General features: G+C 46.1%; 12 protein-coding genes. 5 read left to right on the top strand and 7 right to left on the bottom strand.

Going from position 1 to position 12,085, the window contains the following annotated elements:
• Window positions 1-279, top strand: coding sequence for an HPr family phosphocarrier protein (locus tag FKQ60_RS13890; RefSeq protein WP_154170059.1), 279 nt, complete (start codon window positions 1-3; stop codon window positions 277-279).
• 158 nt (window positions 280-437) lie between these two features.
• Window positions 438-1,793 (top strand): magnesium transporter, encoded by a 1,356-nt coding sequence (gene mgtE, locus FKQ60_RS13885; protein WP_004394579.1) that lies wholly within the window; start codon window positions 438-440, stop codon window positions 1,791-1,793.
• Window positions 1,794-1,864: 71 nt separating this feature from the next.
• Here the strand turns inward: mgtE and pmbA are convergent, their stop codons facing one another.
• A complete protein-coding gene (gene pmbA, locus FKQ60_RS13880) occupies window positions 1,865-3,208 on the bottom strand; it encodes a metalloprotease PmbA (RefSeq protein ID WP_170906661.1) in 1,344 nt (447 codons plus the stop codon).
• 111 nt (window positions 3,209-3,319) lie between these two features.
• Between pmbA and yjgA the strand changes: the two genes are divergently transcribed.
• Window positions 3,320-3,847: a ribosome biogenesis factor YjgA gene (gene yjgA / locus FKQ60_RS13875; RefSeq protein WP_154170055.1), complete on the top strand. Its 528-nt coding sequence runs from the start codon at window positions 3,320-3,322 to the stop codon at window positions 3,845-3,847.
• Between the two features lie 113 nt (window positions 3,848-3,960).
• On the opposite strand, the gene thiQ is transcribed toward yjgA, so the two are convergent.
• From thiQ to mpl, 5 genes are all read right to left on the bottom strand, one after another.
• Window positions 3,961-4,674: a thiamine ABC transporter ATP-binding protein gene (thiQ, locus tag FKQ60_RS13870; RefSeq protein ID WP_004394576.1), complete on the bottom strand. Its 714-nt coding sequence runs from the start codon at window positions 4,672-4,674 to the stop codon at window positions 3,961-3,963.
• 3 nt (window positions 4,675-4,677) lie between these two features.
• Window positions 4,678-6,270: a thiamine/thiamine pyrophosphate ABC transporter permease ThiP gene (thiP, locus tag FKQ60_RS13865; RefSeq protein ID WP_161438759.1), complete on the bottom strand. Its 1,593-nt coding sequence runs from the start codon at window positions 6,268-6,270 to the stop codon at window positions 4,678-4,680.
• Window positions 6,271-6,273: 3 nt separating this feature from the next.
• Window positions 6,274-7,287 carry a thiamine ABC transporter substrate binding subunit gene (gene thiB / locus FKQ60_RS13860; protein ID WP_170904256.1) on the bottom strand — a complete coding sequence of 338 codons (1,014 nt, stop codon included), beginning with the start codon at window positions 7,285-7,287 and terminating at the stop codon, window positions 6,274-6,276.
• A 253-nt stretch (window positions 7,288-7,540) separates the two neighbouring features.
• Window positions 7,541-8,161, bottom strand: coding sequence for a flavin prenyltransferase UbiX (locus FKQ60_RS13855; RefSeq protein ID WP_170904257.1), 621 nt, complete (start codon window positions 8,159-8,161; stop codon window positions 7,541-7,543).
• A 31-nt stretch (window positions 8,162-8,192) separates the two neighbouring features.
• Complete coding sequence (gene mpl, locus FKQ60_RS13850) at window positions 8,193-9,554, bottom strand: UDP-N-acetylmuramate:L-alanyl-gamma-D-glutamyl-meso-diaminopimelate ligase (RefSeq protein WP_170904258.1); 1,362 nt, start codon at window positions 9,552-9,554, stop codon at window positions 8,193-8,195.
• A gap of 301 nt (window positions 9,555-9,855) precedes the next feature.
• Here mpl and fbp point away from each other — a divergent pair, with 301 nt between their 5' ends.
• On the top strand, window positions 9,856-10,869 hold the full coding sequence (gene fbp / locus FKQ60_RS13845; protein ID WP_004394571.1) for a class 1 fructose-bisphosphatase: 1,014 nt from the start codon (window positions 9,856-9,858) through the stop codon (window positions 10,867-10,869).
• 254 nt (window positions 10,870-11,123) lie between these two features.
• Window positions 11,124-11,654 carry an inorganic diphosphatase gene (gene ppa / locus FKQ60_RS13840; protein WP_004394570.1) on the top strand — a complete coding sequence of 177 codons (531 nt, stop codon included), beginning with the start codon at window positions 11,124-11,126 and terminating at the stop codon, window positions 11,652-11,654.
• Between the two features lie 80 nt (window positions 11,655-11,734).
• Here ppa and FKQ60_RS13835 read toward each other — a convergent pair whose 3' ends face one another.
• On the bottom strand, window positions 11,735-12,082 hold the full coding sequence (locus tag FKQ60_RS13835) for a gamma-glutamylcyclotransferase (protein ID WP_154170047.1): 348 nt from the start codon (window positions 12,080-12,082) through the stop codon (window positions 11,735-11,737).
• Window positions 12,083-12,085 lie beyond the last annotated feature (3 nt).

The following is a 12,085-nucleotide window of genomic DNA, read 5'->3' as shown; positions in this document are numbered from 1 at the left end:
ATGGCACACGAGCATCGTACAGTCTTCATTCAAAATAAACTGGGGCTACATGCGCGAGCTGCCGTTAAACTGGTCGAGCTTGCTCAATCTTTTCAAGCTGTGATTACCATTAAAGGCGAAGATGAGAAGCAAGCCACCGCCGACAGTGTGATGGGCTTACTGATGCTCGAATCGGCTCAAGGACAGAGAATCTCTATTTGTGCCGATGGTGACGATGCCAGCACTGCTCTGGATGCGGTATGCCAACTGATTGAAAGTAAATTTGATGAGAGCGAATAAGCGTTATCGAATCTTCTTCACCTATCCCTACCGTCGAATGTTAATTCGTTGTTAATCCCATTGACATTGACCGCTCCAATATCTTCAGGTTACTTGATTCGTAAATTAAGTTACTATTCTGTCTATTGTCAAAAACTTAATAACCGTGAGGAGGAAGCATGGCCGAACCGATTGAATTTGACCAAGCTCATAACACCCTCCAAGAAATTACCGAAGCGCTAGAAAATGGTCGCTTTGTTCATGTGCGCAGGCAACTGCAGGACATGGAACCGGAAGATATCGCCCACCTGTTAGAAGCCTCTCCCCGCAAAGCTCGTGATGTTTTGTGGCAATTGACCGACCCTGAAGATTACGGCGAGATCCTTGAAGAGCTCAACGAAGACGTCAAAGATGCGTTAGTCTCGAAGATGGCCCCAGAGATGCTCATCGAAGCAACCGAAGGGATGCACAGTGACGATTTAGCTTATGTACTGCGTAGCTTACCAGATGACGTCTCTCGTGAAGTATTGGCACAAATGGATGCCGCCGAGCGTCAACGTGTCGAAACAGCGATGTCTTATCCAGAAGATACCGCTGGCGGTCTGATGAATACTGACGTCATCACTATTCGTGGTGACGTTGATGTTGATGTTGTGCTGCGTTATTTACGGATGAAAGGCCAACTGCCCTATGCCACAGACTCACTGTACGTCATTGACGAAGAGAGCAAACTGATTGGTTACCTACCTTTAGCCACCCTCATCACCACTCAGCCTGACATTCAAGTCAGTGAAGTGATGGAAGATGCCGATGAAGCGATTAAGGTCGATGCCAAAGACTCGGATGTCGCTAGTCTGTTTGAGCGACGTAACTGGGTCTCTGCTCCAGTGGTCGATGAGCACCAACATTTAGTAGGTCGAATTACCATCGATGATGTGGTGGATGTAATTCGTGAAGATGCCGAGCACTCAATGATGAGTATGGCGGGTATGAACGACGATGAAGATACCTTTGCCCCCGTGTTAAAATCAACTCGTAAGCGCAGTATTTGGCTGGGTGCCAACGTCTTAGCGGCACTGACCGCGGCTTCGGTGTCGAATATGTTTGAAGCAACATTGGAGCAAATGGCTGCCATTGCGGTATTAATGACCATAGTCCCCTCTATGGGGGGGGTAGCCGGTAATCAAACCGTAGCGTTGGTGATCCGTGGATTGGCTCTTGGCCACATTGGTGATAGTAATAAACGCGAACTGTTGCTTAAAGAGGCCGCGATCGGCTTTTTTAATGGCATATTATGGGCGCTGATCATTGGTGCCATCGTCGTGTTATGGAAAGGAGAATGGCTGTTGGGTGGGATTATTTCTGCCGCCATGATGGCCAACCTATTCATTGCGGGCGTCGCGGGTGTGACGATTCCTATCCTACTCAAAAAAATGAATATCGATCCCGCATTAGCTGGTGGTATGGCATTAACCACCGTGACCGATGTAGTCGGTTTATCGGTTTTTTTGGGTTTAGCGACACTACTGATTTAGCGACATCGTTTTAATGTCGGATGACTCAAAGCGCTGATGGTATTCAGCGCTTTGTGGCCTAGCCGTTAGCGTTATTCGCCAGCAACTTTCATTGATTCGATCAACATCGAACCCGTTTGAATTTGTGAACGAGTTTCGACATCAGTTCCGACCGCCAGCAATTGCTTAAACATGGTTTTTAAGTTACCAGCAATGGTCACACCAGAAACGGGATACTGAATTTGGCCATCTTCCACCCAAAATCCTGCTGCGCCGCGAGAATAATCCCCAGTCACCGTATTCACACCTTGCCCCATCACCTCAGTAACCAACAAACCACTGCCCATTGTTTTGAGTAATTGATCAAAGTCTTGTCCTGTAGAGGTTATAAACCAGTTATGGATCCCACCGGCATGGCCTGTTGGCTGCATGTTCATCTTCCGTGCGGCGTAGCTGGTTAATAAGTATGTTGCTAGAACACCATCGGTGATGATCTCTCGGTCAATCGTCGCCACCCCTTCACTATCGAAAGGGGTCGAAGCAAGGCCGCGCAATAAGTGTGGACGCTCATTAATCGTGAACCAACTAGGCAAAATTTGCTGACCTAAATGATCCAACAAAAAAGAGGATTTACGATACAGACTGCCACCACTGATCGCCGTCACTAAATGGCCCATTAAGCCAGTCGCGACATCGGCAGCAAACATCACCGGATATTGACCCGTTTTCAGTTGGCGAGCATCCAAACGTTGAATGGTTTTTTCTGCCGCTTGTTGACCAACACGCTGGGGTGTCCATAAGTCATCCCGATGACGTGCCACCGTATAGCTATAGTCACGCTCCATCTCGCCATTTTTGCCTTCACCGATGACGCTACAACTGATGCTGTGACGACTCGAAGCATAACTGGCTAATAAACCGTGGCTATTACCATAAACTTTGACGCCGTAATGACTGTCGTAGCTCGCCCCATCGCTTTGTTTGATTTTACTGCTGTAGTTGAGAGCTTCACGCTCTGCAGCAATCGCGATAGAAGCAGCGCGATCAGGGTTTGGCTCATCAGGATGAAACAAATCTAAATCTGGAATATCTTTAACCATTAACGCTTTGGGCGCTGGGCCAGCATACGGATCTTCTGAGGTATAGTGAGCAATATCTAAAGCCGCTAATACGGTCTGATGAATGGCTTTCTCACTCAAATCAGAGGTTGATGCACTGCCTTTACGTTGACCTCGATAGACGGTAATCCCCAAGGCACCATCGCTATTAAATTCAACATTTTCCACTTCACACATATGAGTGGAAACACTTAACCCGGTACTTTTGCTGATTGCTACTTCGGCGGCATCCGCTTGAGCAGAGGCCATATCGAGTGCTTTAGCTACCGCCGCTTCAAGTTCGGCACGTTGGATCATCACTTGCTGTCTAATATCCATCTCTCATCCACAACTAATTGAGCTTTTATCGTCTTAGGATAACAAGAATTTCGCTTTCTCCCCACGATTCTTGCTAAAATAGCAGAGATAAATAACTAATTAGTGAAGACTATGGCGCGTAAAAACCAGAAAGCCCCTTGGGAAGAGGAAGAAGAGATCATCTTAGTCAGTAAGACTGAGCTGAAAAATGACATGATTGTCTTACAAAAACTCGGTGAAGAGTTGGTGGAGTTAAAACCATCTGCCTTGCAAAAAGTCCCGCTACCGGAAGAGTTAGCCGAAGCGGTGAAAGATGCACAACGCTTTAAAAACGAGGCACGTCGCCGTCAATTACAGTACATTGGTAAAATGATGCGCCACGTTGATCCGGAGCCGATTCAAATCGCTTTGGATAAATTGCGCAATAAACACGCTCAAACTACCGCTATCTTGCATAAGATAGAGCAATGGCGGGATAAAATTGTTGAACAAGGTGATAGCGCGATTGAAGCTTTGATGGAGCACTATCCTGAAGCCGATAGACAGCGTTTACGCCAGTTGGCTCGTCAAGCCAGTAAAGAGAAACAAGGTCAAAAGCCGCCCAAAGCGGCACGAGAAATTTATCAAATGATCAAAACCCTTTATGGGCAAGATAGCTAAACTTCTCAGCCGTAGGAATAAAAACGTTCGCCTTCAATAACCTTCACTCACGGGGGGATTGAGGGCAAAACGGAGCAAAGGTTAACGAGCAGATCAACTGGTCATCGTGACCATTAGCTACGATGACTTCCTGCTCGAACAAACTCGCTAAATAATGGGTGAGCGTTGCGCTCGTGCAACTGCTCAATCTCGCCGGTCACCTGAACTTGACCTTGAGCTAAAAACGCAAAGTGACTAGCAATGGTTTGAGTATCGTTAAGATGATGCGTGACCATCAATACCGTCACTGATCGCGCTTTAGCTAATGATTTAACTAATTCCAACATTTCTTCACGTAATAACGGGTCAAGAGCCGAGAAAGGTTCATCCAACAACCAAATAGGATGAGCTTGTACAAAACATCGCGCCAAGGCTACCCGTTGTTTTTGGCCGCCGGAGAGTTGCTCAGGCAAACGCGTTAGTAACGCTTCAAGCCCGACTTGCCGTGCGGCCTCAACCACTTGTTGTCGCTGGCTATCAGTTAATTTAAGACTTGGATTTAGCCCGAGTGCAATATTTTCCCAGACGGTGAGATGATGAAATAAATTGTGGTCTTGAAACAACATTGCAAAAGGTCGCTGATGCGGCGGTTGACCGAGCACAGAGTGCCCCTCAACCTCAACCTGACCACTTTGAGGGTCGATAAAACCGGCAATTAAACTGAGCAACGTTGACTTACCTGCCCCACTGGGTCCCATCAACGCCATGATACTGCCTTGCTTGATCGTTAAATCAAACATGAAACTCTCATCTTGATATTGATAAGTAAGCTTTGCAATATTTAGCATGATTTACTCTCTCTGTTTAATCTGCAATAGCCGTTCAACGCCGTAATAAAGACCCACGCTAAAGACCAATAAAGCCAATGACACTACTGCGGCAGCCTGCATCTGATAGCTACCCATGAGTTGGTATAAGTACAGCGGGAGGGTGCGAAACTGCTGACTACCAAATAGCGCTACCGCACTCAGGTCCCCCATGGAGACTAAAAAACTAATGATGAAAGCGTGGGCAAACGGCTTTTTCAGCGCTCGCCACTCAATCAGTCGCAAACGCTGCCAACCCCTTAAACCAAGGCTGGCACACAATAAATGGTACTGCTGAGCAATATGCAGCATCGGTTGCGATAAGGTTTTAATCACATAAGGTAACGCCATAACACTATTGACGACGACCACCAACCAATAAGCCATGCTAAAGATATCGACCATTTGACGCAGCAACAAAAATAACCCAGTACTGATCACTAAGCCGGGCGTAACCAGAATAATGGTGCCAATCCATTCAATACTATTGGCTTTAATAGGTTGTTGATTGATTCGCCAATGACGACTCGTTATAACAATCGCACATCCTGCGAGTAACGCTATCGCACCGGTAACACTGGCCACTTGAAAAGAGGCTGCGGTAGCAAGCCAAAATTCCTGACTACTCAACACTTGCCACAGGTAGCTATTTAAACCACTTAAGACCACCATCAGTAAAGGAGGAATGACTAATAAGATCACCACACCAATCCACATTCCATCCCAGAGTTGTTTTAGTCGAGTGTCCCCCCCCCAAACTTGGACAGGATAATTTCCCCCTTGAGTTGCGGGCAAACAACGACTAAACCATTGCATCGAAAAGTATAACAATCCACACAACAACATCTGCCAAATGGCTAACAGTGCCCCCGTAGCCAAATCAAAATCAAACTTAATCGCTTGATAAATCGCTAGCTCAATCGTTGTGGCTTTCGGTCCTCCGCCTAATGCCATAACCGTAGCAAAGCTGGTAAAACAGAGCATGAATACTAGGCTAGCGACATGAGGTAATTGTTGGCGCAGTCTTGGCCACTCAACCCATTTAAATTTTTGCCAACTGCTCATGCCTAAATGGGCGCATAACTTGTGCTGCTCAAGTGGAATAGCCACTAAGCTTTGCAACAATAATCGACTTGCGTAAGGTAAATTAAAAAACACATGAGCCAATAAAATTCCGTTTAAACCATAAATCGAAAAAGGCAGACGGATGTGCCAATAGCCAAGTATCTTGGCGACTAATCCTTGATTACCGTAAATCGCGAGTAAACCAAATACCCCGACTAAAACGGGTAACACCAAGGTCATCGCAAACAGCTTGAGGAGAAGTTCTTTACCTTTAAAGCGGCGACGACTTAAAGCGTGAGCGACTGGAATAGCAAAGCCCACACTCAGTAACGTAGAAAAAAATGCTTGATAGAAACTAAACCAAGTAACATGACGGTAATAAGCGTCATGCCATAATTGACTAATCGCAAAAGAAGGGGCTTGCCACAATAAAGCGGCCAATGCACTAATAACTAGAGCCGCAACTAATGCTGCGACCCCTATACCTAATTTAGGCGTCGTTGATAAGATCATCGATTAAAAAGTCAATGCGTGTTGCCACTCACGAATCCAATGACGACGCTGTGCCGCTACTTCGTTGGCACTAAAGGTCAATGATTGGCTGGGTTGTTGTAATTCAGAGAAAGCGTCAGGCAAAGCTACATTGGTTACAGGATACATCCAGTTGGTGGTTGGGATAGCCGATTGGAAGGCATCACTGACGATAAATTGCATAAATTGAGCCGCTAATGCTTGGTTAGGACTACTTTTCACCTTAGCCGCAACTTCAACCTGCATGTAGTGACCTTCAGCAAAGTTAGCCGTGGTATAACGATGGTCATTTTCAGCCATCTTATGGTAAGCAGGAGAAGTCGTATAAGAGAGCACCATATCGGCCTCCCCTTTTAAAAACATTGAATAAGCTTCCGACCACCCTTTGGTCACCGTGACAGTTTTTTTCGCCAGTTGCTGCCATGCGGTGGCGACTTGATCACCGTAGACCGACTTCATCCATAGTAGCAACCCTTGACCTGGAGTTGAGGTCCGCGGATCTTGATAAATAATCGTCAAGTCATCGCGCTGTTCGACCAGTTCTTTCAGGCTCTGCGGTGGATGAGTTAAGGTTTGCTGGTTATACACAAACGCAAAATAGCCATAATCGTAAGGGATAAAGGTCTCATCACTCCAACCATTCGGCAGAGTCAGTGCTGATAAATCGACAGAATGAGGGGCTAACAGTCCTGTTTGTTCTGCTTCGGTCATCAAGTTGTTATCCAAACCCAACAAAACATCCGCTTTAGTATGGCGACCTTCAAGACGTAAGCGATTTAAAATCGATACGCCGTCATCCAAACCAACCAAGTTCAGTTGACAGTTGCACTCAGCTTCAAACGCTTTTTTAATCACCGGACCCGGCCCCCAATCCGCGATAAATGAACTATAGGTATACACCGTCAAGGTTGGTTTATCGGTTGTCGTGGGTGGCGCGGCAAGCGCGAGGGAAGAACAGAATAGGCTAGTTAATGCGATGATAGAGTATTGATTTTTCAAGGCTTGCGCTCCATGGTGAGCGGCACAGGCTTGAGAAAGAGTGAGACAGCGTCCATGAGTCTGTGTCGAATCTCCTGCTCAATTCCTACGCCAGTATTATCTGGTTCAGGTGTTTAGTCAGTATCGCTTGACGGTCAAGACGATGACTAATGCGGGTCCCAAGCATGGCTTGATCTCAGCGCCATTCGATGATGAATGGTTGGCTCCCCGATGAGTGAATAAGATTGTAATGCTAAAACATGAAAGAAGCTACTTAACGCTGATCATAACCCCAGCGCGGCACAAGTCCCTGTTCAATCCCTAGATGGTCGAGAATTCGAGCTACCATAAAATCAACCAAATCATCGATCGATTTAGGCTGATGATAAAAACCGGGCGCTGCCGGCATAATGGTAACGCCCATTTGCGATAATTTATGCATATTCTCTAAATGCAGGGTAGAGAACGGGGTTTCGCGAACCACCAGCAGTAACTGTCCTCGCTCTTTGAGCACCACATCTGCAGCGCGCTCAATCAAGTTGTCCGACATACCATGAGCGATAGCAGCAACGCTGCCTGTTGAACAAGGACAAACCACCATTTTTTTCGGTGCCGCAGAGCCTGAAGCCACGGGGGAAAACCACTCTTCTTTGCCACAGACGATCAGTTTACTCGGATCGCAATTAAACTGCTTAACCAACTGCTGCTGCGCCGCTTGGGGTTGACTAGACAATTGCAAACCATGTTCCGTCGCTAATACCACTCTGGCGGCCGATGAGATAAGCAAATACACGGTGTGATCACTAGCGAGTAAACATTCTAAAAGACGCAGTCCATAGGGTGCGCCAGAGGCTCCGGTCCAGGCTAATGTAATGGCTTGGTTATGTGTTGTCATGTCGGTCACTTTTTATTTAATGCCTAAAGTGTTACTGAGCGCGCTTTTTAAGCGTGGCAAGTAACTTGTTATGTATGCCGCCAAAGCCACCATTACTCATCACTAAAATGTGCGTGCCCGGTTTGGCTGCTGCGCCAATTTTCTCAACTAAGTCGTCGATATTATTGCTCACATAAGCGGGTGAGGAGCATTGCTGAGCCACCTCATCAACCGACCACGCTAATTCGTTAGGCTGAAAAAGATAGACTGAATCAGCTTGCGCGAGTGATGCCGCCAGCGTGCCTTTGTGCACACCTAATTTCATGGTTGCAGAGCGAGGTTCGACGACAGCAATGATCTTCTCACTGCCGACCTTGTTACGTAAGCCAGACAAAGTTAGTTCAATCGCCGTCGGATGATGAGCAAAATCATCATAAACAGTAACGCCATTTTCCTGACCTTTTTGCTCTAAACGGCGCTTAGTATTGATAAAGCTTGCTAATGCCTGACAGGCTAAATCTGGCGTGACTCCCACATGACGCGCCGCGGCAATCGCCATTAAGGCATTATTTACATTGTGATCACCAATCAATGACCACTCAACGTCACCCACTCGCTGATCTTGAAAATAGACCGCAAATTGTGAGCCTTGCGGGTTGTGTTTTTTAGCCTGCCATTGCCCCTGCTGACCAATAAATTCTCGTTCACTCCAGCATCCTCGACTCAACACATCGGCTAAGGCCGAGTCTTGCTGCGGAGCAAACACTCGCCCATTACCCGGTAAAGTGCGGATTAAGTGATGGAACTGACGCTTGATCGCTTCAAGATCATCAAAAATATCCGCATGATCAAACTCTAAGTTATTCAGGATCAAGGTTCGTGGGTGATAATGAACAAACTTAGAACGCTTATCGAAAAAAGCACTGTCATATTCATCGGCTTCAACCACAAAAAACATGCTTTCTCCCAAACGGGCAGAGAGATCAAAGTTCCCTAATACGCCACCGACAAGAAAACCAGGCTGATAGCCACACTGTTCTAAAATCCACGTCAACATGCTCGCGGTGGTCGTTTTACCATGCGTTCCCGCCACAGCCAGAACCCAACGATCTTGCAATAAGAAATCATGTAACCATTGCGGCCCAGAGGTATAGCGTAAATTATGGTTTAAGACATACTCAACACAAGGATTGCCACGACTCATCGCGTTACCAATCACCACCAGATCAGGACGTGGGTTTAGCTGATCAGGATTGAAACCCTCAATAATTTCAATGCCTTGTGATGATAACATCGTACTCATTGGTGGATAGACATTCACATCACTGCCCGTCACTTGATGACCTAACTGACGAGCGAGGATCGCCAATCCGCCCATAAAAGTGCCACAAATCCCTAAAATATGAATATGCATCAACCTGATCTCACTTGTGCTGTTTGTCTGCCTGACCATTATCCTGATCCATACCATAAAAGCGAGTACCGCAAATCGCCATAATGTAATTTATCGAAAGTCGACATCTAAATTGAGATCTTCGGCAGTTAGTTTATTACTCGTAAAAAGTTCTAGGATTTAAAATCACCGCTATAACGAAACACCTTGAAAAGGTAGCTAAATTTGCTTTCTTCTCAAGGAGTAAGAACACCAACGCTGATGACCCTACTCTTTCGCGTTACCTTTCTCCCCCAGAACCAATAAGTGTTAAGGAAATAACATGTCGAAGATGCGCACCCTTGGTGAGTTTATTGTTGAAAAACAACACGACTTCCCCCATGCAAGCGGTGAACTCTCCTCTCTACTTGCGTCCATTCGTCTTGCCGCTAAAATCGTTAACCGAGAAATCAATAAAGCTGGATTAGCTGATATTACTGGCGCATCGGGTAACGATAATATTCAAGGTGAAGAGCAACAAAAACTGGATGTCTACGCTAACGATAAGTTTAAAGCGGCTTTAGAAGCGCGCGATCAAGTCTGCGGTGTGGCTAGTGAAGAAGAAGACGAGGCGGTCGCCTTCAATAAAGAGCTCAACCAAAATGCGAAATATGTCGTGTTAATGGATCCGCTCGATGGCTCATCGAATATTGATGTCAACGTTTCAGTGGGGACCATTTTCTCGATTTATCGCCGCATCTCTCCCGTTGGCGGACCACCAACCGCAGAAGATTTCCTTCAGCCCGGCCATAAACAAGTAGCCGCTGGCTATGTGATTTATGGCTCCTCGACTATGTTGGTGTACACCACCGGCAATGGCGTCAATGGCTTTACTTACGACCCGTCGATTGGTTCATTTTGTCTCTCTCATGAAAATATGCGCATCCCAGAGCAGGGCAAAATTTACTCCATCAACGAAGGTAACTACATTCGTTTTCCAACCGGCGTTAAAAAATACATTAAATACTGTCAAGAGAGCGTACCGGAAGATAACCGCCCTTACACCTCACGTTATATTGGTTCATTAGTTGCCGATTTTCACCGCAACTTACTCAAAGGCGGCATCTATCTTTATCCAAGCACTCAAAGTCACCCCAACGGTAAGCTGCGTTTGCTGTATGAATGCAACCCGATGGCGCTATTGATTGAGCAAGCGGGGGGCTTAGCGACAGATGGCAGACAACGTATCCTTGATATCAAACCTACCGAGTTACACCAGCGTGTGCCGTTTTTTGTCGGTTCAAAACAGATGGTTGAAAAAGTCTCTCAGTTCCTTGAAACCTACCCAGATGAATAGTCATCTGAACGGGACTCAACTGACTGAGCGTTGTCGATCAATATCGAACAACTATAGAACAAATCTAACCCATAGCGCTGATCCTTAAAGTTAGCAGGAGCTAAAAGCCCATCGAGTTGAGCACTGCTACTTGGGTATCCGGCTTTTTACAGGTAAACTTCGCCTTTTTCTGCACGTCGGTTTTGCACCGACGTGCAGTTTGCATAATAATGAGCGACACTTTTTAAAATCCGGCTAACCAAAAGGAAACCGTAATGAGCTTAAATAATGTGCCAGCAGGAAAATCTCTGCCAGATGATATCTATGTAGTGATTGAGATCCCAGCGAACGCTGATCCAATCAAATACGAAGTAGATAAAGATTCTGGTGCTGTATTCGTTGACCGTTTTATGTCTGCGCCTATGTTCTACCCATGTAACTACGGTTATGTGAACCACACACTATCTCTTGATGGTGACCCAGTTGATGTATTGGTTCCAACACCCTACCCATTAATCCCGGGTTCTGTGATTCGTTGTCGTCCAGTGGGTGTTCTGAAGATGAGTGATGAGTCAGGTGAAGATGCCAAAGTCATCGCCGTTCCACACTCTAAGCTGTCTAAAGAGTACGACCACATTCAAGATGTGAATGATATTCCAGCACTGCTGAAAGCTCAGATCACGCATTTCTTCGAGCGTTATAAAGAGCTAGAAAGCGGTAAATGGGTAAAAGTAGAAGGTTGGGAAGATGCCGCTTCTGCGCGTGCTGAAATCCTCTCTTCTTACGAGCGTGCACAGCAAAAATAAGGCTCTTTCCCCTGATTAAGTCAGGGTGAATAAGCTCAAAAAGCCAGCATTGCTGGCTTTTTTCATTGAGAAAACACGGCTTAAATACGTTGGCACCAATCGCCAGATTCAATTTCAGAATCAAGCCGCGACGCCTCTTGATAAATGTATATCCAAGCCAGACCGTAAGGAGTATCAATCGTTTCACGTCGATATTCAACGGGGACATCTTCTAATACATCAAGTTTTGCCAATGTGCGCTCATCGACTTGATACACTTCCCCTTTGATTGATTGCTGACCAGCAATCAATCCCGGATACGGACCAAGATCATGCAACGCATAGCTTGGCGGTGTTTCAAAATAACCCAAAAGCTTACTTGCGCTTAAATAATCGTGATGGCTTTGCCCTTGTCGTAAGGTGCCATAAACAAACACTAGAGACAGCAATAT

Origin of the sequence: Vibrio sp. A11 (genome assembly GCF_013048705.1) — a bacterium.
Lineage (GTDB): Bacteria > Pseudomonadota > Gammaproteobacteria > Enterobacterales > Vibrionaceae > Vibrio > Vibrio metschnikovii.
Note: the sequence above shows the minus strand (reverse complement) of the source record. Positions and strands in the feature narration are given on the sequence as shown.